This is a genomic window from Variovorax ginsengisoli, from assembly GCF_030811835.1.
Lineage (GTDB): Bacteria > Pseudomonadota > Gammaproteobacteria > Burkholderiales > Burkholderiaceae_C > Variovorax > Variovorax ginsengisoli_C.
Window position 1 is genome coordinate 154,330 of sequence record NZ_JAUSRO010000007.1, and the last position, 22,954, is coordinate 177,283.

24 protein-coding genes are annotated in these 22,954 nt (G+C 69.5%); 14 read left to right on the forward strand and 10 right to left on the reverse strand.

Translation table 11 applies throughout. The annotated features are described in order from the left end of the window. The first annotated feature begins 55 nt into the window (after window positions 1–55). From J2W36_RS12690 to J2W36_RS12700, 3 genes are all read left to right on the forward strand, one after another. Window positions 56–1,051 carry an alpha/beta hydrolase gene (locus tag J2W36_RS12690; RefSeq protein ID WP_307690097.1) on the forward strand — a complete coding sequence of 332 codons (996 nt, stop codon included), beginning with the start codon at window positions 56–58 and terminating at the stop codon, window positions 1,049–1,051. Then, the gene (locus J2W36_RS12695; protein ID WP_307690098.1) at window positions 1,048–1,935 is read left to right on the forward strand and encodes a fructose bisphosphate aldolase; all 888 of its coding nucleotides are present in this window, start codon (window positions 1,048–1,050) and stop codon (window positions 1,933–1,935) included. Before J2W36_RS12690 ends, J2W36_RS12695 begins: the two co-directional genes overlap by 4 nt. 117 nt (window positions 1,936–2,052) lie before the next feature. Further along, window positions 2,053–2,958 carry a phosphoribosylaminoimidazolesuccinocarboxamide synthase gene (locus tag J2W36_RS12700; protein WP_307690099.1) on the forward strand — a complete coding sequence of 302 codons (906 nt, stop codon included), beginning with the start codon at window positions 2,053–2,055 and terminating at the stop codon, window positions 2,956–2,958. 29 nt (window positions 2,959–2,987) lie between these two features. Here the strand turns inward: J2W36_RS12700 and J2W36_RS12705 are convergent, their stop codons facing one another. The 3 genes from J2W36_RS12705 to J2W36_RS12715 form a co-directional block, all read right to left on the reverse strand. Next, window positions 2,988–3,425, reverse strand: a complete 438-nt coding sequence (locus J2W36_RS12705; protein ID WP_307690100.1) for an META domain-containing protein — start codon at window positions 3,423–3,425, stop codon at window positions 2,988–2,990. Window positions 3,426–3,511: 86 nt separating this feature from the next. After that, entirely contained in the window at window positions 3,512–4,810 is a 1,299-nt protein-coding gene (locus J2W36_RS12710) for an aspartate carbamoyltransferase (RefSeq protein WP_307690101.1), read from the reverse strand. 68 nt (window positions 4,811–4,878) lie between these two features. After that, window positions 4,879–5,799, reverse strand: a complete 921-nt coding sequence (locus tag J2W36_RS12715; protein WP_307690102.1) for a tetratricopeptide repeat protein — start codon at window positions 5,797–5,799, stop codon at window positions 4,879–4,881. 36 nt (window positions 5,800–5,835) lie between these two features. Here J2W36_RS12715 and purE point away from each other — a divergent pair, with 36 nt between their 5' ends. From purE to J2W36_RS12730, 3 genes are read left to right on the forward strand one after another with little or no spacing between them, the layout of a single operon-like run. Beyond that, window positions 5,836–6,399 carry a 5-(carboxyamino)imidazole ribonucleotide mutase gene (gene purE, locus J2W36_RS12720; protein WP_307690103.1) on the forward strand — a complete coding sequence of 188 codons (564 nt, stop codon included), beginning with the start codon at window positions 5,836–5,838 and terminating at the stop codon, window positions 6,397–6,399. Then, on the forward strand, window positions 6,396–7,583 hold the full coding sequence (locus tag J2W36_RS12725; RefSeq protein WP_307690104.1) for a 5-(carboxyamino)imidazole ribonucleotide synthase: 1,188 nt from the start codon (window positions 6,396–6,398) through the stop codon (window positions 7,581–7,583). Before purE ends, J2W36_RS12725 begins: the two co-directional genes overlap by 4 nt. 5 nt (window positions 7,584–7,588) lie before the next feature. Further along, on the forward strand, window positions 7,589–8,587 hold the full coding sequence (locus J2W36_RS12730) for an L-threonylcarbamoyladenylate synthase (protein ID WP_307690250.1): 999 nt from the start codon (window positions 7,589–7,591) through the stop codon (window positions 8,585–8,587). Window positions 8,588–8,605: 18 nt separating this feature from the next. Here J2W36_RS12730 and J2W36_RS12735 read toward each other — a convergent pair whose 3' ends face one another. Beyond that, entirely contained in the window at window positions 8,606–9,919 is a 1,314-nt protein-coding gene (locus J2W36_RS12735; protein ID WP_307690105.1) for a lipase family protein, read from the reverse strand. A 137-nt stretch (window positions 9,920–10,056) separates the two neighbouring features. Further along, window positions 10,057–11,505: a D-alanyl-D-alanine carboxypeptidase/D-alanyl-D-alanine endopeptidase gene (dacB, locus tag J2W36_RS12740; RefSeq protein WP_307690106.1), complete on the reverse strand. Its 1,449-nt coding sequence runs from the start codon at window positions 11,503–11,505 to the stop codon at window positions 10,057–10,059. A 35-nt stretch (window positions 11,506–11,540) separates the two neighbouring features. Between dacB and J2W36_RS12745 the strand changes: the two genes are divergently transcribed. The 5 genes from J2W36_RS12745 to pyrF are packed head-to-tail and all read left to right on the forward strand — an operon-like array spanning window position 11,541 to window position 15,473. Next, complete coding sequence (locus tag J2W36_RS12745) at window positions 11,541–12,584, forward strand: DMT family transporter (protein ID WP_307690107.1); 1,044 nt, start codon at window positions 11,541–11,543, stop codon at window positions 12,582–12,584. After that, window positions 12,577–13,314, forward strand: coding sequence for a tRNA (adenosine(37)-N6)-threonylcarbamoyltransferase complex dimerization subunit type 1 TsaB (tsaB, locus tag J2W36_RS12750; RefSeq protein ID WP_307690108.1), 738 nt, complete (start codon window positions 12,577–12,579; stop codon window positions 13,312–13,314). Before J2W36_RS12745 ends, tsaB begins: the two co-directional genes overlap by 8 nt. Then, a complete protein-coding gene (rimI, locus tag J2W36_RS12755) occupies window positions 13,298–13,807 on the forward strand; it encodes a ribosomal protein S18-alanine N-acetyltransferase (protein ID WP_307690109.1) in 510 nt (169 codons plus the stop codon). Before tsaB ends, rimI begins: the two co-directional genes overlap by 17 nt. Next, window positions 13,804–14,637: a uracil-DNA glycosylase family protein gene (locus J2W36_RS12760; RefSeq protein ID WP_307690110.1), complete on the forward strand. Its 834-nt coding sequence runs from the start codon at window positions 13,804–13,806 to the stop codon at window positions 14,635–14,637. Before rimI ends, J2W36_RS12760 begins: the two co-directional genes overlap by 4 nt. A gap of 11 nt (window positions 14,638–14,648) precedes the next feature. Then, window positions 14,649–15,473: an orotidine-5'-phosphate decarboxylase gene (gene pyrF, locus J2W36_RS12765; RefSeq protein ID WP_307690111.1), complete on the forward strand. Its 825-nt coding sequence runs from the start codon at window positions 14,649–14,651 to the stop codon at window positions 15,471–15,473. A gap of 16 nt (window positions 15,474–15,489) precedes the next feature. Here the strand turns inward: pyrF and J2W36_RS12770 are convergent, their stop codons facing one another. Continuing rightward, a complete protein-coding gene (locus J2W36_RS12770) occupies window positions 15,490–16,320 on the reverse strand; it encodes an IclR family transcriptional regulator (protein WP_307690112.1) in 831 nt (276 codons plus the stop codon). 132 nt (window positions 16,321–16,452) lie between these two features. On the opposite strand from J2W36_RS12770, the gene hmgA reads away from it, so the two are divergent. Further along, window positions 16,453–17,784: a homogentisate 1,2-dioxygenase gene (hmgA, locus tag J2W36_RS12775; RefSeq protein WP_307690113.1), complete on the forward strand. Its 1,332-nt coding sequence runs from the start codon at window positions 16,453–16,455 to the stop codon at window positions 17,782–17,784. Continuing rightward, entirely contained in the window at window positions 17,781–19,049 is a 1,269-nt protein-coding gene (gene fahA, locus J2W36_RS12780; RefSeq protein WP_307690114.1) for a fumarylacetoacetase, read from the forward strand. The genes hmgA and fahA overlap by 4 nt, the downstream gene beginning before the upstream one ends. A 12-nt stretch (window positions 19,050–19,061) precedes the next feature. Here the strand turns inward: fahA and J2W36_RS12785 are convergent, their stop codons facing one another. Beyond that, on the reverse strand, window positions 19,062–19,511 hold the full coding sequence (locus J2W36_RS12785; RefSeq protein WP_307690115.1) for an acyl-CoA thioesterase: 450 nt from the start codon (window positions 19,509–19,511) through the stop codon (window positions 19,062–19,064). 123 nt (window positions 19,512–19,634) lie between these two features. Here J2W36_RS12785 and J2W36_RS12790 point away from each other — a divergent pair, with 123 nt between their 5' ends. Beyond that, a complete protein-coding gene (locus J2W36_RS12790; protein WP_307690116.1) occupies window positions 19,635–20,534 on the forward strand; it encodes an acyl-CoA thioesterase in 900 nt (299 codons plus the stop codon). Window positions 20,535–20,554: 20 nt separating this feature from the next. On the opposite strand, the gene J2W36_RS12795 is transcribed toward J2W36_RS12790, so the two are convergent. Genes J2W36_RS12795 through J2W36_RS12805 form a run of 3 tightly spaced genes read right to left on the reverse strand, consistent with a single transcriptional unit; the run spans window position 20,555 to window position 22,919 of the window. Next, window positions 20,555–21,304: an ABC transporter ATP-binding protein gene (locus J2W36_RS12795; protein WP_370869311.1), complete on the reverse strand. Its 750-nt coding sequence runs from the start codon at window positions 21,302–21,304 to the stop codon at window positions 20,555–20,557. Beyond that, on the reverse strand, window positions 21,301–22,056 hold the full coding sequence (locus J2W36_RS12800) for an ABC transporter ATP-binding protein (protein ID WP_307690117.1): 756 nt from the start codon (window positions 22,054–22,056) through the stop codon (window positions 21,301–21,303). The genes J2W36_RS12795 and J2W36_RS12800 overlap by 4 nt, the downstream gene beginning before the upstream one ends. Next, on the reverse strand, window positions 22,053–22,919 hold the full coding sequence (locus J2W36_RS12805; protein ID WP_307690252.1) for a branched-chain amino acid ABC transporter permease: 867 nt from the start codon (window positions 22,917–22,919) through the stop codon (window positions 22,053–22,055). The genes J2W36_RS12800 and J2W36_RS12805 overlap by 4 nt, the downstream gene beginning before the upstream one ends. Between the last annotated feature and the right edge of the window lie 35 nt (window positions 22,920–22,954).

Below are 22,954 nucleotides of genomic sequence, written 5' to 3' on the forward strand. Positions count from 1 at the left end.
CGCTGGCGTTTTGGATTGTCCGAAACCGGCGCTGCCCGGCTTGCGTACTGAGTCCATGACCATTCCCTTCTTTCCCCGTGCGTCCCGGCCCATACTGGCCGTGGTCGCCCTGGCCGCAGCGGTCACCCTGCTGTCGGCGTGTTCGCCCGTCAAGCTGGTCAATCGACTGACGCCCGACAACACCTTCACAGTGCAGACCGGCATCGCCTATGGCGCCGAGCCCCGTCAGCAGCTGGACGTCTACCAGCCACTGGCGCAGACGGCGCCGCCCGCTGGCCGGCGGCCGCTGATCGTGTTCTTCTACGGCGGCACCTGGAGCCATGGCGACCGTGCCAGCTACAAGTTCGTCGGCGAAGCGCTGGCCGCGCGCGGTGCCGTGGTGGTGGTGCCCGACTACCGGCTGTCGCCGCAGGCGACCTATCCCGTGTTCGTCCAGGACAGCGCGCAGGCGATGAGGTGGGGGCTGGACAACGCGGCGCGCCTGGGCGCGGACCCGCAGCGCGTCTATGTGATGGGCCACAGCTCGGGTGCCTACAACGCGGCGATGCTGGCGCTCGATGCGCGCTGGCTCGGCGACGTGGGCGCCAGCCCGAAGCAGCTCGCCGGCTGGATCGGCCTGGCCGGCCCCTACGACTTCCTGCCGATCGGCAATCCGGAGGCGCAGGTGGCTTTCAACTGGCCGCGCACGCCGCAGGATTCGCAGCCCATCGAGCATGCGACAGCCGGCTCGCCGCCCGCGCTGCTCATGGCCGCAAGCAAGGACAACCTGGTCGACCCGGTGCGCAACACCCAGCAGATGGCGCGGCTGCTGCGCGCGGCCGGCGTGAAGGTGCAGACCCGGGAATTCGACAACCTGAGCCACGTCACGCTGATCGGCGCCATGGCCAAGCCGATCCGCTGGATCGGCGGGCCGGTGCTGCCCCCCATCCTGTCGTTCGTTGGACTGGCGCCGGACACCACCGATACAATCTTTGACGATTCCCTTTCCCACCCTTCCCACCCATCCCCCAGTGCCGTGCCCACGGCCAAGAATGAGAGAGCGACACAGTGAATCAGGAACAACTGAACAAAGTCTCCAGCGGCAAAGGCTTCATCGCTGCACTCGACCAGAGTGGTGGCAGCACGCCCAAGGCACTCAAGCTGTATGGCGTCGAAGCCAGTGCCTACAGCAACGATGCCGAGATGTTCGACCTCGTGCACGCGATGCGCAGCCGCATCGTCACCAGCCCTGCCTTCGACGGCAAGCGCGTGCTGGGCGCCATCCTGTTCGAGGCCACGATGGACCGTCAGATCGACGGTATCGATGCGGCCACCTACCTCTGGGACAAGAAACAGGTCGTGCCTTTCCTGAAGGTCGACAAGGGCCTGGCCGACGAAGCCGATGGCGTGCAACTCATGAAGGCGATGCCTGAACTCGACGCCCTGCTCCAGCGCGCCGTGGGAAAGGGCATCTTCGGCACGAAGATGCGCTCGGTGGTCAATGCCGCCAACGAAAAGGGCATCGCCGCGGTGCTCGACCAGCAGTTCGCCGTGGGCCAGCAGATTCTCGCCGCCGGCCTGATGCCCATCCTGGAGCCCGAAGTGTCGATCGGCGCGGCCGACAAGAAGGAAGCCGAAGCGCTGCTGAAGGCCGGTTTCCTGCAGCGCCTGGACGCACTGCCTGCCGATGCCAAGGTCATGCTCAAGCTCACGTTGCCGACCGTCGAAGGTTTCTTCGGTGAACTCGTGGCGCATCCGAAGGTCGTGCGCGTCGTGGCCCTGTCCGGTGGCTACCCCCGCGACGAGGCCAACGTGCACCTGGCGCGCAACCCCGGCATCATCGCCAGCTTCAGCCGCGCGCTGACCGAAGGCCTGAGCGCCCAGCAGTCCGACGCCGAATTCAACGCGGCGCTGGACAAGGCGATCGAGTCGATCTACCAGGCCTCGATCACCTGATCGACGGCGTTCATCCGGGGTTTTTCGCCCCGCTTCACGAGGCCACCGCATGCGGTGGCTTTTTTGTGCGAGCACAATCGGCCTTCCCGCCGTCCGTTTTATTCGATTGCTTTTGTCATGACGACCGTCCACACATCTTCCATTGAAAGCCTGCCCCTGCTCGCGCGCGGCAAGGTGCGCGACAACTATGCCGTCGGCGACGACCGCATCCTGATGGTGGCGAGCGACCGCCTGAGCGCCTTCGACGTGATCATGGGCGAGCCGATCCCCGGCAAGGGCGTGATCCTCACGCAGATGGCGCTGTGGTGGTTCGAGCGCCTGGGCCACCTGTGTCCCAACCACCTGACCGGCGATGCGCCCGAGAGCGTGGTCACGCCGGCCGAGGTCGGGCAGGTCAAGGACCGTTCGATGCTGGTCAAGCGCCTGAAACCCATTCCGGTCGAGGCCGTGGTGCGCGGCTACCTCGCCGGCAGCGGCTGGAAGGAGTACCAGGAGAACCAGGCTGTGTGCGGCGTGCCGCTGCCGCCGGGCCTGACCAACGCGAGCAAGCTGCCGCGTCCGATCTTCACGCCCGCGGCCAAGGCGGCGGCCGGCGAGCATGACGAGAACATCAGCTACGACCAGGTGGTGGCCGTGGTCGGTCCGCTGCTCGCCCAGCAGATCCGCGACATCAGCATTGCCATCTACGAGGCGGCCGCGCAGATTGCGCTGGCCCGCGGAATGATCATTGCCGACACCAAGTTCGAGTTCGGCCTGGACGAAGATGGCACGCTGGTGCTGATGGACGAAGTGCTCACGCCCGACAGCTCGCGCTACTGGCCCATCGAAGGCTACGAGGAAGCGCTGCGCACGGGCGCGAATCCGCCGAGCTACGACAAGCAGTTCGTGCGCGACTGGCTGGAGGCGACCAAGGTCAACGGCAAGCCCTGGGACAAGACGCCGCCCGCGCCACGCCTGCCGGCCGAGGTCATCGAGAAGACCGCCGCCAAGTACCGCGAAGCGCTCGAACGCCTCACGGGCTGAACGCGCGGGTCACTGAGCAGGCATCTTGCTCAGCGGCCCGAATCGAGCACGGCGAGCGTTCGCCCGGCGCTGTCATTGAGCGACAGTTGCCGGCCCAGCAGGCTGTAGCTGGCCGTGCCCTGCAGCGCGCCCACGAAGCTGCTTTCCATCGCGTTGCGCGTGGGGTCGGTGCAGGCCATGCGCGTGGCGGCCAGCGGTCCGATCTTCAGCCGGTTGCCGCTGCGCTCGTAGTCGCCCGTGAGCTGGTTGCAGCCACTGAAGCCGCTCACGCGCGCGCCGTCGAAACGCACCTGCGCATCGCGCTGCGGATCACCGCCCAGCGCCACCGGCTGCGTGCCCACGCGGGTCAGCCGCCAGTCCCGTCCCTCGATCGGTTCGTCAAGGCTCACGCTGGCCGCGCAGGCGGCGAGCAGGGTCGTGGCGGCCAGCACGATGGCAGACGCGGCAAGGCGGGCGGGTTGGCGCATGGTCGGTGTCCTTCGGTCGGAGGGGCGGGAAAGTCGAAAAGCTGCGTGGGCGACATGGTAATGCGCAGATGCCCGATGCGGCGGCGTCAGCCGTCGAGCGCGTCGAAGGCCGCGTCGTCCGGGCCCAGCATGGCCGGCGCGCGCCAGCCCGCGTCGCGCAGGGAATGCGCTACCTGGCGCTCGACGCCCATCAGCACCGCGAACAGCGCCATGCGCACCGGAATGCCGTTGTCGGTCTGGCGGAAGATGGCCAGCCGTGGATCGTGGTTGAGGTCGGTGCTCAGGTCATTGGCCCCCGGGCGGCCGTCGCGCGGCAACGGATGCATGACCAGCGTGTGGGGGCTGCAGTGCGCGTTGACCAGCGCCTGGTGGATCTGGAAGTCGGGCGTGTAGCCCTCGAAGGACTCTTCGGCGGCAAAGCGCTCCTTCTGGATGCGCGTGGCATACACCACGTCGGCGCCCTGCAGGCCCTCGGCGAGCGAGGCGGTCTGCACCACCACATGACCGCCTCGGGCAATATGCTCGACCAGGTAGGCGGGCAGCTCGAGCGCCGCAGGTGCGATCAGCGTGAACTTCATGCCGCGGTAGAGCGCCAGCAGCTTGACCAGCGAATGCACCGTGCGGCCGTACTTCAGGTCGCCGACGAAGGCGACGTGCGCCCCGTCGACGATGCGGCCGAGCCGCGAGAACTCGCGCTGGATGGTGTACAGGTCGAGCAGTGCCTGGCTCGGATGCTCGCCCGCGCCATCGCCGCCATTGATCACCGGAATGTTCGTGGCGCGCGCGAATTCCGCCACCGAACCCTGCTCGGGATGGCGCACCACCATCGCGTCGACATACCCGCTCATCACGCGGCTGGTGTCGTAGATCGACTCGCCCTTGGCCATGGACGAAAAGGTGAAGCCGGTGGTGTCGCAGACCGAGCCGCCCAGGCGGCAGAAGGCCGCGCCGAAGCTCACGCGCGTGCGAGTGCTGGCCTCGAAGAACAGGTTGCCGAGCACGGCGCCTTCGAGCACGCGGCAGATCTTCTGGCGCCGCGCGATGGGCTGCATCACATCGGCCACCCGAAACAGCGCTTCGACAGAGTCGCGTGAGAATTGGTCGACGGTGAGCAGCTGCGGACGGCCTTCGAACAAAATGCGGTCGCGCAAGTCCGTGGAATGTACGCTTTGCGTAGATGCTGTACCGGCCTGCTGCTGTGCCAGGATTTCGGTGATGAAGCGCTGCGCGATGTCGGGCATGCCGCGCGATTCCTGAGAACCATCAGGCAGCAGCCAGGTATCGAGCGCACGCCGGCTCACGCCGATGCGCTGGGCGAAAGCCTCTCGCGTGAGGTTCAGACGCCGCATGGCGTCGCGGAGAAAGCTCTGTTGCGGCGTGTTCATGCGATCGAATATACGCTATGCGTACATTCGATGCAAACGCAACGCGTCAGACGACGCTGTGGTTGGGCTCAGCTCAGCACGACCGAGCTCAGGCGCCGGCGGTACGTGGCCACCGTCGGGTCGTCCGGCGGAATCTGGCCGTCGGCCACTTTGACCTTGGGCGGCTCGATCAGCTCCAGGATGGCGATGTAGGTCTTGCGGGCGAGGTCGTCGCTCCAGGCCTTGTCGCGCATGAGGATTTCGAGCAGCTCGTCCATGGCGTCGGTCCAGCGCTGGTCGGCCATGAGCAGCTGGGCGCGAGCGAAGCGCGCGTCGAAGTCGCGCTTGGTCGCGGCAATCTTCGCGTCGGCCTCGGCCAGCGTGGGCACCTCGCCGACCACGGGCGCGGCGAAGTCGATGGCGTCCATCCAGCGCTGCAGGGCGTCGAAGCGGCGCACCAGCGACGTGCGGGCGATGACCGGCGCGAAGGCGACCTTGGCCTCGTCGATGCGCCCGAGTTGCAGCAGCAGCTTGACCAGGTCGAAGCGTGCGTCATCGTTGGCCGGGTCGGTCGCCACGGCGTTCTGCAGCTTTTCGAGTGCGCCGTCGGTGTCGCCTTCGGCCAGCGCTTCCAGCGCGGCTTCTTCTTCAGCCGCTGCTTCCAGCTCTTCGGCGGCAGGCACATGCTTGTCGAGGAACTCGCGAATCTTGTCGGCCGGAATGGCACCGACGAAGCCGTCGACCGGCTGGCCGCCCACGAACATCACGCAGAAGGGGATGCTGCGCACCCCGAACATCTGCGAGAGCTGCGTGGAGATCTGCGGCACCTTGTCGGCGTCGAGCTTGGCCAGCGTGAAGCGGCCGGCGTACTCGGTCTCGAGCTGTTCGAGCACCGGGCCGAGCTGCTTGCAGGGTCCGCACCATTCGGCCCAGATGTCCAGCAGCACCGGCGTGGTGGCCGAGCCTTCGACCAGTTCGGACTGAAAATTTTCGAGGGTGATGTCGATCATCGGGGGAAGGTGAGGGTGAAACGTAAAATTGGAACCATGAACCAAACAATTCAGGTCGGTGTGGTGATGGGCTCGAACTCCGATTGGGAGACGATGCGTCACGCGGTCGAGATTCTCCAGCAATTCGGCATCGGCCACGAGGCCCGCGTGGTCTCGGCCCATCGCATGCCCGACGAATTGTTTGCCTACGCCGAAAGCGCCGCGCCGCGCGGCCTCAGTGCCATCATCGCGGGCGCCGGTGGCGCAGCGCACCTGCCGGGCATGCTGGCCGCCAAGACCACCGTGCCGGTGCTCGGCGTGCCGGTCGCCAGCCGCCATCTGCAGGGCGTCGATTCGCTCTACAGCATCGTGCAGATGCCCAAGGGGGTGCCGGTCGCCACCTTCGCCATCGGCACGGCCGGCGCCGCCAATGCCGCACTGTTCGCCGTCGCGATGCTGGCGGTGGGCAACCCCGCCTTGCGCGCGCAGCTCGACGAATTCCGCGCGCGCCAGACGGCGGTGGCCACCGCGATGACGCTGCCACCGCCCGACAGCGCGGCGACGCCCGGCGCGCCTGCCACGGCTTCGGTCTTCACGCCACAGGGCGGAGGCGCGCTGTGAGCGGCAACACCGGCACCCTCGCGCCCCTGCTGCCCGGCGCCACGCTCGGCGTGCTCGGTGGCGGCCAGCTGGGCCGCATGTTCGTGCACGCTGCCCAGAGCATGGGCTACTTCACGGCCGTGCTCGACCCCGACGCCGACAGCCCGGCGGGCCGTGTGAGCCATCACCACGTGCATGCCGACTACGACGCTGCCGACGGCCTGACCCGCCTGGCTGCCCTGGCCGACGCCGTGACCACCGAATTCGAGAACGTGCCGGCCCCATCGCTGGAGCACCTGGCCGTGCTGCGGCCGGTGTCGCCTGGCGCGCCCGCGGTGGCGATCGCGCAGGACCGCATCCGCGAAAAGGCGCATTTCGTGCGCTGCGGCGTCGAATGCGCACCCTATGCGGTCATCGAGAACGCCCACCACCTCGCGGCCGTGGCCGACGACCTGCTGCCCGGCATCCTCAAGACCGCGCGCCTGGGCTACGACGGCAAGGGCCAGCAGCGCGTGGCCACACGCGCCGAACTCGCCCAGGCCTGGGACGCGAGCGGCGGCGTGCCCTGCGTGCTTGAACAACTGATGCCGCTGGACTTCGAATGCTCGGTGATCGTGGCGCGCGGCCAGGACGGCGCCATGGTCCACCTGACACCCCAGCGCAACCTGCACCGCAACGGCATCCTGGCCGTGACGGAGGTCCACGCAGACAGCCTGCCGGAGGCCGTGGCGACGCGCGCCATCCAGGCGGCCCGCGCCATCGCAGACGGCCTGGCCTATGTCGGCGTGCTGTGCGTCGAATTCTTCGTGCTGGCCGACGGCCGCCTGGTCGTCAACGAAATGGCGCCGCGTCCGCACAACAGCGGCCATTGGTCGATGGATGCCTGCGACGTGTCCCAGTTCGAGCTGCAGGTGCGCACGCTCGCCGGCCTGCCGCTGACCGCGCCGCGCCAGCACAGCCCCTGCATCATGCTCAACCTGCTGGGCGACCTCTGGTTTGCTGCCGGCAACGAAGCCGTCGCGCCGCGCTGGGCCGAGGTGCTCGCGCTGCCGGGCACCCACCTGCACCTCTATGGCAAGACCGACGCGCGGCGTGGCCGCAAGATGGGCCACCTGAACGTGACCGGCCCCACGCTCGAAGCGGTGCGCCAGACGGCCGATGCCGCCGCCGCGCTGCTGGGCGTGGCCTTGCCGCTGAACGCGTGACGGCCATGCTCCGCGACGGCCGCCTGCCCGATGCCCTCGATGAGGCCGCGCGCGTGCTGCGCGCGGGCGGATTGGTGGCGTTTCCGACCGAGACGGTCTATGGCCTGGGCGCCGATGCGTCCAGCGACGAGGCGGTGGCAGGCATCTTCCGCGCCAAGGGCCGGCCGAGCGACCATCCGCTGATCGTCCACATCGCGCAGGGCGCTCGCGGCACCCAGGCACTCTCGCGCTTCGCCCAGCCGTTGCCAGCTTTCGCCGAAAAGCTCGTGATGGCCTTCTGGCCCGGGCCGCTCACGCTGATCCTCACGCGCCAGCCGGGTGTGGCGACCGCCGCGGCGGGCGGGCAGGACACGGTGGGCGTGCGTTGCCCGGCCCATCCGGTCGCGCAGGCGCTGCTGGCGGCCTGTGCCGCGCAGGGCGTGGCCGGGCTCGCCGGCCCGAGTGCCAACCGCTTCGGCCGGGTGAGCCCGACCACGGCGCAGCATGTGCAGGCCGAATTCGGCGACGACCTGCTGGTGATCGACGGCGGCGCCTGCGACGTGGGGATCGAGTCGACCATCGTCGACTGCAGCCGCGGCGTGCCGGTGCTGCTGCGCCCTGGCGCCATCACGCGCGCGCAGATCGAGGCTGCCTGCGGCGAACGCCTGCGCAGCAAGGAAGAGCTGGCGGCGCCCGACCCGCGCGCCTCCGGCACATTGGCCTCGCACTACGCGCCCGACGCCAGGCTGCGGCTGATGGATGCGGCCGGCCTGCAGGCGGCGCTCGACGTGCTGGGCGCGCAGGCCGCGCACATCGCGCTGTGGACGCGCACGCCGCTCAAGATCCGTTCGCAGCGCGTGCTGGCGCGGCGCATGCCCGACGATGCGCCCACCGCGGCGCAGCAGCTGTTCGCGGTGCTGCGCGAGTTCGACGCCGCCGGTGCCAAGCTGATCTGGGTCGAAACGCCGCCCGACACCCCGGAATGGGAAGGCGTGCGCGACCGCCTGGATCGCGCAGCGGCCTGATCCAAGCCTACCGGCCGACTACCTCACCGTATCGAACAGCGCACGGGCGCGGGCGTGGCAGAACGGCGGCTCGTAGGTGCCGTGGTAGCTGCCGTAGTAGGTCGCGAAGGCGGCCGACGTCGGATCGGTCGGCGCCTTGCCGCCCGGGCCGAAGGCCGCCTGCACCTGGGCATCGACGTCCACCGTGGTCACCGTCTTCACACCACGCGCATCGAAGTCGGCCTTCATCGGCACTAGATGCATCGCGGGCGGCACGGTCGGGTCGCCCGCACCGCCGCACAGCAGCGTGGCCGCGCGCGGGCTCCAGCCGAACAGGTCGTTGCGCTTGGCATCGACATACAGGCCGTTGGTGTCGTTGGTCTGCACGTCCGCCAGGAAGGTGGCCTGGAACAGTGCGTCGCGTGCCTGGGCCGGCGTTTCGCCGTTGGCGCCCGGCAAGGCGCCCGTCGTCACCAGCGTGGTGTAGTTGAGCGTGGGGTTCGGCAGCAGGTTCTCGATGCCCGCCGCATAGGGCGCCTTGAAGACCGTGCTGGTGTTCGCATAGATGTTGCCGTAGACCTTGTTCCACGAGGTGACGATGAAGGGCACGAAGAACTGGTAGCCCGCGATGGCCGTGCTGCTGCGGAACGACCCCGAAAGGTTGTAGGGGCCGGCCAGGTGCGCGCCGGCCACCACGTTGATCTCGGTGCTGAAGTCGCTTTCGGCGGCGCGCTGTGCGGCCATCGACGAATGGCCGCCCTGCGAGTAGCCAGTGAACATGACCTTGCCCGACAGCGTGCCACCCTGGGTGGCCACCGCGATGCGCGCGGCGCGCACCGAGTCGATCACCGAGCGCGCCTCGGAATCGGCATGCAGGTAAGGGTGGTACGGGAAGGCCGACTTGGCATAGCCGAGGTAGTCGGTCGCGACCACCGCGTAGCCCTGGGCGGCGTACATGGCGGCCAGCAGGAAGGTTTCGCTGTCCTGCGGGTTGGCCAGTGTGCGTGGCTTCTGCACGTCCGTGCCCTTGGCATAGGCCACCAGCGGGGCGGCGGCGGTGCTGCAGGTGCCTGTGGGCATCAGCAGCACGCCCGACGCATTGGTGGCTTCGCCCTTGGGGCCTTGCGTGGTGTAGTTGAGCGCGACCACGTTCACGTCGCAGCGCGCCTTGCCGCTGATCGGCTGCAGGCCGCTGGCGGCCGTGCCGGCGTCGATCTGCGCGGCGGTGAGCGTGGCCACGGTGGTGGCGGGTTCCACCAGGGCGCCGGTGCGAGGCGCATCGTCGCTACCGCCTCCGCAACTCGCCAGCAAGGTGGCCGATGCAATGGCCGTCATCAGATGCAAACGCTTCATGGGGTGTCTCCGGGGTGTTATGGCTGGCATGGGCGCGCTTTGGGCGCTCGCCATCCTAGAGGCCCGGCGCAGGCCGCGCGAGACAGGGAAAGCCCGATCGCAAGGCGTCTCTTGCGCGACAGGCGGCCAGCGCGTTTTCAGTTGTCCTGCACGGCCCAGTTCACCAGCGCGTCGAAGGCGGGCCGGGCGGCCGCGGCGTTGCCGTCGTTGGCGATGGCCACCAGCACGTAGCGCCGGCCGCTGGCGCCGTCGACGAAGCCGGCCAGCGCCGACGCGTCGCGCAGCGTGCCGGTCTTCAGGTGCGCCGCGCCCGCACGCGGCGCGCGCCGGCGCATGGTGCCGTCCACGCCGGCCGCGGGCAGCGAGGACATCAGTTCCGACATGACCGGCGAGCGCCAGGCAACCTGCAGCATCTTGGCGAGCTCGGCCGCCGTGACGCGTTCGTCGCGCGACAGGCCCGAGCCGTTGTCGAAAACCGGCTGGCCCTCGCCGGTGCCGATGCGGTCGTTCCACCACTGGCGCATGGTCGTGCGCGATGCCTCCAGCGTGCCGCGCTTCTTCTGCTGCAGGCCCAGCGTGAGAAAGAGCTGTTGCGCCATCACGTTGTTGCTGAACTTGTTGATGTCGCGCACCACCTCGGCCAGCGGGGGCGAGCTGGCTTCGAACAGCGGCTTGAGGTCGGCCGGCACCCGGCCGTCGCGCACCTGGCCCTGCAGCTGGTTGCCCAGTTCGCTCCACAGGCCCGCGACCGCGCGGGCGCCGAAGGTGCGCGGATCGGCATAGGCGACGGCCCAGGTTTTCTCGCCGCAGGCCGCGGGGTAGCTGCCGGCAAAGGCCAGGCGCGTCGGGTCGGCCACCTCGGGCAGCAGCGTGGCCGTCCAGTCGCCGCATTCGCCCGCGGAAAGCGGCACGGTCGGCTGCATGGCCACGCCAGCCAGCGGCGGGTCGAACGCCACCTGCGCGACCTGCGCGGCGCGGTTGGGGATGAAGGTCATGGCGACCGACTTGAAGTTGACCAGCAGCGCATCGGGTGCTACGTTGTACGGGCGCAGGCCTTCACCGTCGAAGGCCGAGGCGTCGACCTCGGGCGTGTCGAAGGCGCTGCGGTCGAGCACGATGTCACCCGTGATGCGGCGGATGCCCAGGCCCTGCACGCGGCGCAGCAGCAGCCAGGCGCGCTCCATCACCAGCTTCGGGTCGCCCTGGCCCTGGATGTACAGGTTGCCCTCGAGCACGCCGTTGCGCACTGGCCCGTCGACGAAGACGGGGGTGCGCCAGCTGAAGGCCGGGCCGAGGATGTCGAGCGCGGCATAAGTGGTCACCAGCTTCATGACGGAGGCCGGGTTCATCGGCACCTGCTGGCGCCAGGCGACGCGTGGCGGCTGCAGGGCGTCGACGTCGACCACGAGCATCGAGACCGCGTCGCGCGGCACCTTGGCGCGGGCGAGCGCGGCATCGACAGTTGGCGGCAGGTTCTGGGCGAGGGCGGCGCCGCTGGCGAGCACCAGCGTGAGCAGGGCGGCGAGGGGCGCCCGGAGGGCGGACAGGCAGAGAGGGCGCGGAGCGCAGGGCGAAACACGAGGCATCGGGCAATTATCCGGGTGCCCTCGATAATGGCGGGATGCCAGCAGCCGAACGACCCTCCCCGCGCCCGCCGCTGCGTCCGGGCTTGCCGCGGCTGTCGCCGCGCACCGTGGGTCTGCTGGCTGCCGTGATCACGGTGGCCGTGTGGACGGCGTTCATCGTGGTCTCGCGCGCGTCGGCTTCGCATTCGCTGCGCCCGCTCGATCTGGGTGTTGCCCGCATCTGCGGCGCCAGCCTGGTGCTGCTGCCTTGGGGCCTGTGGCTGATGCGCCGCGAACGCCGGTCGAACCCCGGCCGGGCGGTCGGCTCGCTCTTCGGTCTTTCGCCCCTGTCCCTGCGTGTGACCCTGGTGGCGGGCGCGTTCGGCGGGGTCGGCTATGCCATGCTGGCCTACAGCGGCTTCTTCCATGCACCCGCGGCGCACGCCTCGGTGCTGATGCCCGGCAGCCTGCCGTTGTGGACCACGCTGCTGGCCGCCTGGGTGCTGCGCGACCGCATCACCCGTGCGCGCGCCATCGGCCTGGCCTTCATCGTGGCGGGCGACCTGGCCGTGGGCGGGCGCAGCCTGCTCAACGCCTTCGACGGCGGCGATGTCTGGAAGGGCGACCTGATGTTCATGAGCGCGGCCTTCTGCTGGGCCTGCTACAGCGTGGTGGCCCGCCACCACAAGCTGGACGCGGTGCGCGCGACCATCGCCATCACGGCCTTCGCCTTCCTCACGTTCGTGCCGGTCTATGCGCTGCTGGCGGCCGGCGGCTGGGTGGCCAGCCACCTGGGCACGGCCCCGTGGCGCGAGATCGCGTTCCAGATGGTCTTTCAGGGCGTGGGGTCGGTGGTGATCTCCGGCATCGCCTTCACCAAGATGATCCAGCACTTCGGCCCGGTGCGTTCGACCATGATCACGGCGCTGGTGCCCGGCCTGTCGGCGCTGGGCGCGGTGGTCTTCCTGGACGAGCCGCTGTCGTGGAGCCTGCTGGTCGGCCTGCTGCTCGTGACCGCCGGCATCCTGTTCGGCGTGCGCGGCGCGGCGTCGGCTTCTCTTGTTCCTGTTCCCGTTACTGCGAGGCGTTGCGATGCCTGAACGCCTTCTTGCCTTCGATACCAGCACCGACGTGCTGTCCGTTGCGGTCCGCCACGGCGACCGCGTGCTCAGCCACAGCGGCGCCGGCGGTGCCCAGTCGTCGACCACGCTCATCCCCTTGATCCAGCAGATGCTGCGCGAGGCCGGCCTGACGCTGGGCATGCTGGACGCCATCGCCTTCGGCCGCGGTCCGGGCTCCTTCACCGGCCTGCGCACCGCCTGCGCGGTGGCGCAGGGCCTGGCCTTCGGTGCCGGGCTGCGGCTGCTGCCCGTCGACACGCTGGCCGCGGTGGCCGACGAGGCGCGGCATCGCTTTGGCGTGCGCCAGGTGGTGGCCGTGCTCGACGCGCGCATGGACCAGGTCTACGCCGCGCGCTGCGACTTCGAAGCCCCCGAGGGTGCCATGGCGGTCAAGTCCGAGCTGCTGGCGCCTGAAGCGCTCGACGTGCCCGCGGGTTGGGCGCTGGCAGGCAACGCCTTTGCGGCCTACGGCACGCGGCTTCCTGCAGGGTCGGCACGCCACGAAGTCTTGCCGACCGCCGAGGCCATGCTGCGCCTGGCGCCCGCGCTGCTGGCCGCTGGCCACGACGTGGCGCCGGCCGACGCCTGGCCGCTGTACGTACGCGATAAAGTGGCGCAGACCACCGACGAGCGTGCGGCACTCAAGGCTGCTGCTGCCGTCACCGCTGCAACCCCTGCCACTGCCGACGACCATGAGCGCCGTTCTTGAACCCGAAGAAGTCCGCCTCGAAACCCTCACCGTCGAGCGGCTCGACGTGCTGTGCGCGGTCGAGGCGCAGGCGTATTCCCATCCCTGGACCCGCGCCAACTTCATCGACTCGATGGCCGCGGGCTACCGCTGCCAGCTGCTGCTGGGCGGCGACACGCTCATCGGCTACTTCGTGGCCATGAAGGGCGTCGACGAGGTGCACCTGCTCAACTTCGCCGTGGCACCGGCCTTCCAGCGCCAGGGCTGGGCGCCGATGCTGTTCGACGCGCTGGCGGGCTGGTCGCGCGGCCAGGGCGTGCAGTGGCTCTGGCTCGAAGTGCGCAAGAGCAACGAGCGCGCGCTGGCCGTGTACGAACGCCAGGGCTTTCGCCGCGTGGGCGTGCGCAAGAACTACTACCCGGCGCACGGCGGCCAGCGCGAAGACGCCGTGGTCATGAGCCTGCTGCTGAACTCCCCGAACCCTTTGAACGGCGCTGCAGGCGTCCTGCCATGACCGACGCCACCCTGAACCTCGATGCGCGCCAGCGCGCCATGCTCGACGAAATGGGCGTCAAGGTCTGGTGGCCGGTGCGTGCACCGGCGCCGGTGGTGGTGACACCTCCGGCCGAGGACGTCGCAGCACCGACCGTGGAAGACAACGCGCAGGACGTGCCGGCGCGATTCGACGACGAGGCGCTCGATGCGCCGGCACGCGCACCGGCACCGGCACCACGGCCAGCCGCGCCAGCGCGACCCTCGGTCGCGCAGATCCCGTCGCCTGTGCCGCCCGCCTCTGGGCCACCTGCCGCTGCGCCAGCCGCCGCGCGCGGCCCTGCGGTGCTCGTCGATGCGCCACAGCTGCTGCACGGCGCCGACAACGCCACTGGCGGCTGGCTGGTGGTGGCCGACATGCCGCCGGAGGCCGACGGCCGCCATGGCGCGCCGTTTTCGGGCGATGCGGGCCGGCTGCTCGAGAACATGCTGCGCGCGCTGCAACTGCATGCGGGCCCGACGCCGGTGCATCTGGTGCGGACCCATCGCGGCGTGGCGTCGACCGGTGCGCAGGGTCTGCAATCCTTCGACGACCATTTCATGGCGCAGGCCGCCGCACTGGCGCCGCGCGTCGTGCTGGCGATGGGGCCGCTGGCCGCGCAGAGCCTGCTGCAGAGCGGTGAACCGCTGGGCAAGCTGCGTGGCCGGGCCGGCCGTGCAGCGGCGCTGGGCGACGTGCCGGTGGTCGCCACCTACCATCCGGCCTACCTGGTGCGCACGCCCGCCGACAAGGGGCGCGCCTGGGCCGACCTGTGCCTGGCGGCGGAGCTCTTCGATCGGGCCGGCGCCTAAAATCGGCGCCCATGACTTTCATCGACCAATTGCGCGCCGCCGAGCGGCAGAACCGCTCGCTGCTGTGCGTGGGCCTCGACCCGGAACCGACCCGGTTTCCCGCCCGCTACCGCAATGATGCAAGCAAGATCTACGACTTCTGCGCCCACATCGTCGATGCCACGGCCGAACTGGCCATCGCCTTCAAGCCGCAGATCGCCTACTTCGCCGCGCACCGGGCCGAAGGCCAGCTCGAACAGCTGATTGCCCACATCCGCCGCGTGGCGCCGCAGGTGCCCGTGATCCTGGACGCCAAGCGCGGTGACATCGGCTCGACCGCCGAGCAGTATGCGATCGAAGCCTTCGAGCGTTACGGCGCCGATGCGGTCACGCTGTCGCCTTTCATGGGCTTCGACTCGGTGCAGCCGTACCTCAAATACCACGGCAAGGGTGCGTTCCTGCTGTGCCGCACCAGCAATCCGGGCGGCGACGACCTGCAGAACCAGCGCCTGGCCTCGGTGCCTGGCGAACCGCTGCTCTACGAGCACGTCGCGCGTCTGGCCCAGGGCCCCTGGAACCTCAACGGCCAGCTCGGCCTGGTGGTGGGCGCCACCTACCCGGCCGAGATCGAGCGCGTGCGCGCGCTCGCACCCACCGTGCCCCTGCTGATCCCGGGCGTCGGCACGCAGGGCGGCGACGCGGTCGCGACCGTGCGCGCGGGCTGGCGCGAGGACGCGCCGATCGTCGTCAGTTCGTCGCGTGCCATCTGCTACGCATCGGCCGGTGACGACTTCGTGGAAGCGGCGCGGCGCGAGGCCACGCGCACGCGCGACGCGCTCGAAGCAGCCAAGTCCTGAGCGGGCACCCCGACACTCAGACCGTCTTCGGCGGCGCGCCCAGGCGCTGCGACACCTCGTCGGCGCAGGCCCTGAGTGCGCGCGCCATCGGGCCGTCCCAGCGGGCATCGAAGAGGCCGGCCGAGCCGATGGCGGTCAGCGCCAGCACGAGCGTGCCCGTGTGGTCGAACACCGGCGCGGCCATGGCGTTCACGCCCGGCAGCACCTCGCTCTCCGAACGGCTCATGCCATGGGCACGCACCTCGGCCAGCTGCGCCTCGAAATCTTTCCAGGAGGGCAGGGGCCGTGCCGCCGGAATGCCGGGTTCGGCCTGGGGCGCGCCCTTGCGCAGCCTGTCGCGTGAACGTTCCTCATCGAGCAGGGCGCGCACCGTCGCCGCCTCCAGATAGGCGCCGAACAGCCGGCCCGAGGCGGTGTGCGCCAGCGAAAACACCGTGCCGTGGCGCAGGCTCACATGCACGGGCGCCGGCGATTCGGCCACGTGCACGATGGTCGCGCCGCGCGCGCCCCAGACCGCCAATGCCATCGTCTGGCCCGTGCTGCGGGCCAGCGCTGCGATCAGCGGCGTGGCGATGCGCACCGGGTCCGACTGCTGCAGGCCGATGAGCCCGAGCTGCAAGGCCAGCGGCCCCAGCCGGTAGTGACCGCTCGCGCCGTCCTGCTCGATCAGGCCGAGCCGGCCGAAGCTCACCATGTACGGGTGGGCCTTGGCCGGCGTCATGTCGGCCTCGCGTGCCAGGTCTTTCAGCGCCATCGGACGGCCGTGGTGGACCAGCGCGCGCAGCAACTGGCCGCCCACTTCGATGCTCTGGATGCCGCGCTGCGTGCGGTCGTGGTCGAGGGCCATGCCAGCGTCCTGCCTTTCATTGGATGAAGGGGGATTAGACATGAACGGCCGGCAGGCATACACTCCCGTCATTCGCCATTTGCAAATCGATTCGATTTAGACGAATAACATCACGTCACCGGAGACAAACCCATGACCCCAGAAACCCCCACTGCGCTGCGCTACCTGAGCGGCTTCGGCAACGAACACGCCACCGAGGCCGTGCCCGGCGCGCTGCCGCAGGGCCGCAACAGCCCGCAGCGCGCGCCCTTCGACCTCTATCCCGAGTTGATCTCGGGCACCGCCTTCACCGCACCGCGCCACGAGAACCGCCGCAGCTGGCTCTATCGCCGGCAGCCTTCGGTGGTGTCGGGCCGCTACCAGGCCATGGCCCAGCCGCATTGGCAGACCGGTGCCGACCGCACGGTCGCGCTGCCGCCCGAGCCGCTGCGCTGGCATCCCATGCCGCTGGAGGGCGTGGATGCGGACTTCATCGACGGCATGCGCACGCTGGCGGCCAATGGCGATGCCGAGGCGCAGAGCGGCGTGGCCGCGCACCTCTACCTGGCCAACCGGTCGATGGAGCGTCGCGCCTTCGTCAATGCCGACGGCGAGCTGCTGCTCGTGCCGCAGCAGGGGCGCCTGCGGCTGACGACCGAAATGGGCGTGCTCGAAGTCAAGCCTGGCGAAATCGCGGTGATACCGCGCGGTGTGGTGTTCAAGGTCGGCCTGCCTGATTCCGACGCCGGCGCAGGCCCGTCGCGCGGCTACGTCTGCGAGAACTACGGTGCCCAGTTCCGCTTGCCCGAACTCGGGCCGATCGGCTCCAACGGCCTGGCCAACCCGCGCGACTTCCAGGCACCGGTGGCGGCCTTCGAGGCCGACGCCAGCGGCGCCGATACGGGCTACGAGCTCGTCAAGAAATTCGGCGGCAGCTTCTGGCGCGCGCCAATGCGGCATTCGCCCTTCAACGTGGTCGCCTGGCACGGCAACCTGGCGCCGGTGAAGTACGACACCGCGAACTTCATGACGATCGGCTCGATCAGCTTCGACCATCCGGATCCGTCGATCTTCACCGTGCTGACGTCGCCGAGCGACACGCCCGGCACGGCCAACTGCGACTTCGTGATCTTCCCTCCGCGCTGGCTGGTGATGGAAGACACCTTCCGTCCGCCGTGGTACCACCGCAACCTGATGAGCGAGTTCATGGGCCTGGTGTACGGCGAGTACGACGCCAAGCCCGGCGGCTTCAAGCCCGGCGGCGCGAGCCTGCACAACCTGATGGTGCCGCACGGCCCGGACGAAGAGGCCTTCGACAAGGCGAGCCACGGCACGCTGGAGCCGCGCAAGCTCGACCACACGCTGGCCTTCATGTTCGAGAGCCGCTACCGTTTCATTCCCACGGCCTGGGCGCTGCAAAGTCCCACGCTCGACCTGAACTACGCCGACTGCTGGGCCGGCCTCAAGGACCAATTCCAACCATGACCATCCTCAACGCCACCCACGATCCGAAGCTGCGCAGCTGGGTTGCCAGTGCCAACGTCGCCGGTTGCGACTTTCCCGTGCAGAACCTGCCGTTCGGCCGTTTTCGCCCGGCGGGCAGCCAGGATGCGTTTCGCATCGGCGTTGCCATCGGCGACCAGGTGCTCGACCTGAAGGCCGCGGGCATCGTCGACACCGACGACATGAATGTGCTGATGGCGGCCACGGTGGCCGAGCGCCAGGCACTGCGCGCCCGTCTGTCCGAAGGGCTGCGCGAAGGCAGCACGCAGCAGGCCGCCTGGTCGCAGGCACTGTGCGCACAGTCGTCGGTGGAACTGACCGTGCCCTGCCGCATCGGGGACTACACGGACTTCTATACCAGCGTGCATCACGCCACCACGGTGGGCAAGCAGTTTCGCCCGGACAACCCGCTGCTGCCCAACTACAAGTGGGTGCCGATCGGCTACCACGGACGTGCCTCCTCCATCATCGCGAGCGGCCAGGATTTCAAGCGCCCGCAGGGCCAGACCAAGGCGCCCGACGCCGAGGTGCCTTCGTTCGGTCCGTGCCGGCGGCTCGACTACGAACTCGAACTCGGCTGGTTCATCGGTCAGGGCAACGCGCAGGGCATGCCCATTGCCATCGCGCAGGCCGAACAGCATCTCTTTGGCGTGACGCTCTTCAACGACTGGTCGGCGCGCGACATCCAGGGCTGGGAATACCAGCCACTCGGGCCGTTCCTCTCGAAGAACTTCGCCAGCAGCGTATCGCCCTGGCTGGTCACGCTGGAGGCGTTGGCGCCATTCCGAGCCGCCTTCGAGCGCCCGGCTGGAGACCCGCAGCCTTTGCCCTACCTCGATTCGCCGGACAACCGCGCACAAGGCGCTTTCTCGATCACGCTCGAAGTGCTGCTGCAGACCGAAAAGATGCGCCTGGCAGGCGAGGCGCCGACCCGGCTGTCGAGCACCAACACCACCCGGGCGGCCTACTGGACGCCCGGCCAGCTGGTGGCGCACCACACTGTCAACGGCTGCAACCTGCAGCCGGGCGACCTGCTGGGCTCGGGCACGCTGTCGGGTCCCGGCGCCAGTGAAGCGGGCTCGCTGATGGAGCTTTCCGCTGGCGGCAAGCAGCCGATCGTGCTGCCCAATGGTGAGCGCCGCACCTTCCTGGAAGACGGCGACACGCTGACGCTGCGCGGCTACTGCGAACGCGAGGGCGCGGTGCGCATCGGGCTGGGCGAGGTCAGCGGCACCGTGCGGGGCTGAACCCGCGCGCGTTCAGAGCGACACGCCTGCCGCGCGGCTCGCGTCCAGGTGCTGCTTGGCGCGTTCGGCCAGCGCCACTTCGGCGGGCGTGCCGGGCACGAACCCGGCCACCGGCATCGGGCGGCCATGCGAGTCGACCGAGACGAAGACGATCAGGCATTCGGTCGTCTTCTGCATGGCGCCGCCCTTCATGTCACCGCTGCGCACTTCCACCGAAATGTTCATGCTGGTGCTGCCGGTGTAGGCCAGGCGTGCCTCGACCTCCACCAGGTCGCCGATCATGATCGGGCGGTGAAAGCGGATGCTGCCGATGAAGACGGTCACGCAGTAGCGCTTGGACCAGCTCGTTGCGCAGGCGTAGCCCGCCTCGTCGATCCATTTCATGACGGTGCCGCCGTGGACCTTGCCACCGAAATTGACGGTGCTGGGTTCGGCGAGGAAGCGCAGGGTGATGGACGACATGGGGTGGTTTGGGTCGTGGAATGATCGGAGGGGCGCGCTATTTTCCAGCCAATTGGCCGGCGCGCGGCGCAGCGCTTAACATCTGTCGCACCTTCCAGCGTGCCGCGCTGCACCGACGACCCGATGACCGAATTTCACGACTTCTCCGAACCGCCCGAGGCCGAGCAAGCCCGCCTTGTCGCCGAGCTCGTCGGCCTGATGGACCTCGTGCCATCGGGTGAGGACTGCTTCATGGCGCAGAGCGAGGACCTCGGCACACCCGCCGTCTTCGGCGGCCAGGTGCTCGGCCAGGCCCTGATGGCCGCCAGCCGCACGGTCGAGGCCGACCGGCCGGTGCATTCGATGCATGCCTACTTCCTGCTGCCCGGCGAGCATGCGCCCATCGCGTACGCGGTCGACCGCGTGCGCGACGGCCGCAGTTTCACCACGCGGCACGTGGTCGCGCGCCAGCAGGGGCGCACCATCTTCGAAATGTCGGCGTCGTTCCAGACGGCGGCCGACGGCATCGAGCACCAGGACGCGATGCCCGCCGTGCCCGGCCCGGACGGGCTGGTCAGCGAGCTGCAGCAGCGCATCGCGCTGGGCGATCGGTTGCCTGCGCCGTGGCAGGTCAAGGGCCAGCAGGGCCATGGCATCGAGTTCCGGCAGGTCGACCCGCTCGATCCGCTGCATCCGGCGATCCGGCCGGCGCATCACCAGCTGTGGGTGCGTGCGGTCGCGCCGCTGCCCGACGAGCCCTTGCTGCACCGCGCGCTGCTGGCCTATGCCTCGGACCACGGGTTGCTGCGTGCGGCCATGCTGCCGCACGGCCTGAGCTTTCTGCGCGGCAACGTGCGCGCGGCGAGCCTGGACCATGCGATGTGGTTCCATCGCGATTTCCGCCTGGACGACTGGCTGCTCTACAGCATGGATTCGCCGAGCGCGGGCGGTGCGCGCGCGCTGTGCCGTGGCAGCTTCTTCACGCGCGACGGCCGGCTCGTCGCGTCGACCGCGCAGGAAGGCATGCTGCGCGTGCGCGGCTAGACGAGCCCGCCCGGGCGTGCTCAGACGCCCAGGTAGCGCGTCCACAGCGTACGGTCGGCGTCCAGCGCGGCGGAATCGCCCTGCCACACCACGCGGCCGCGTTCCAGGATCAGGTGGCGATCGGCCAGCGGCAGCAGGCGCTGCACGTACTTGTCGACCACCAGGATCGCTTCGCCCTCGGCCTTGAGCGTGGCCAGGCAGCGCCAGATCTCTTCGCGGATGACCGGCGCCAGGCCTTCGGTTGCCTCGTCCAGGATCATCAGGCGCGGATGCGTCGACAGCGCGCGGGCGATCGCCAGCATCTGCTGCTCGCCACCCGACAGCTGGTTGCCCGCGTTGTTGCGGCGCTCGCCCAGCCGCGGGAAGAGGCCGTAGAGCGCGTCGACGGTCCAGCGTGGCGCCTGCTGCGGCGCGTCGGCGCGCGGCCTTGCGAAGGCGCGCAGGTGTTCGTCGACGCTCAGGTTCGGGAACACATGGCGGCCTTCGGGCACGATCGCCACGCCGCGGCGCGCGATGGCATCGGGCCGCGCACCGCCGATCTCCGCGCCGGCGAACCGCACGTTGCCGCGCAAGGGCTTGAGCGTGCCGGTCAGCACTTTCAGCAGGGTGCTCTTGCCCATGCCGTTGCGCCCGAGCAGGGCGAGTACCTCGCCCGCACGGATGTCGATATCGATACCGAAGAGCACCTGGCTCGCGCCGTAGCCGGCCTCGATGCCGTTGGCCTCCAGCAGCGTGGCGGTGGGGGTGGCGGAGGTGGTCGTCGTCGTCATGAATGGCCTTCCGCTTCGGTTCCCAGATAGACCGCCTGCACGTCCGGATGGCCGCGCACCTCGTCGGCCGTGCCGGTCATGAGCACGCGGCCCTGCACCAGCACCGTCAGGCGGTTGGCCAGCCGGAAGACGGCGTCCATGTCGTGTTCGATGAGCAGGATCGCCATTTCGCTGCGCAGCGATGCGATGAGCGCGACCATGCGCGCCGATTCGTCCGGCCCCATGCCTGCCATGGGCTCGTCCAGCAGCAGCAGGCGGGGCTTGGCCGCCAGCGCCAGGGCCACGTCGAGCGCACGTTGGGCGCCGTGCGGCAGCGTGCCGGCGATGCGGTCGCGTTCGGCCGACAGGCCCACGCGCTCGGCCAGCGCCTCGGCCTGTTCGACCAGCGCGCGTTCGCCCGAGCGCGCTGCCAGAAAACGCATGCTGCTGCCGGCGTGCGCCTGCACCGCCAGCATCAGGTTGTCGTGCACGGTTTCGCGGGCGAACACGCGCGTGACCTGAAAGCAGCGCGACAGCCCGGCGCCCACGCGCTGGTGCGCCGGCAGTGCGGTGATGTCGCGCTCGTCGATCAGCAACCGGCCTGCGTCGGGCGGCAGCAGGCCGGAGATCAGGTTGACCAGCGTGGTCTTGCCCGCGCCGTTGGGGCCGATCAGGGCATGCACTTCGCCTTGCTCGACCGTGAGGTCGACGTGATCGGTCGCTAGCAGGCCGCCGAAGCGCTTGACGAGGCCTTCGATGCGAAACAGGCTCATGATGCGGCCACCTTCTTCTTTCCGCGCGACAGCGCGGCCAGGCCCTTGGGCGCCCACAGCGCCACGGCGATCAGCAGCAGGCCGAGCGGCAGGTGCCAGTGGTCGGTGTACTGCTTGAGCACTTCCTCCAGCACGAGCCACACGGCCGCGCCCACCGGACCGCCCCAGCTGCGCCCGAGCCCGCCGATGACCACCATCACCACCAGCGTGGCCGACTGCGTCCAGTGCATGGCGCCGGGGCTGATGAAACCGTTGCCGCCTGCCAGCAGGGCACCGGCCAGGCCGGCGATGGCGCCTGCGATGGCGAAGGCCGCCAGCTGGATACGGAACACCGGATAGCCGAGCGCACGCATGCGGACCTCGTTGTCGCGGATGCCCATGAGCGCATGGCCGAAGCGCGAGCGCGTGGCGCGCTGCATCCACGCCAGCAGCAACGCCACCAGCGCCAGCACCAGCCAGTAGAAGTGGGTCTCGTTGCCCAGGTCGATGCCCAGGCCCAGCGTGGGCCGTGCGGGCAGCGTATAGCCGTCGTCGCCGCCGTAATTGCGCAAGGACACCGCCACGAAGTACAGCATCTGGGCGAAGGCCAGCGTGGTCATGATGAAGTAAACGCCGCGCGTGCGCAGTGCCACCGTGCCGATCAGCGCGGCCACGAGGCCGGCGACCACGGCCGCGGCCGGCCACAGCAGCCAGGCCGATGCAAAGCCGGCGTCGGACAGGGCGACCACCGTGTAGGCGCCCACACCGATGAAGCCTGCATGTCCGAGCGCGACCATGCCGCCGAAGCCCAGGATGAAGTTCAGGCTGGCCGCGGCCAGCGCAACGATCAGCACACGCCGCACGAAGCCGATGTAGAACTCCATGCCGAACAGCGGCGCGATCAGCGGGAATGCGGCGA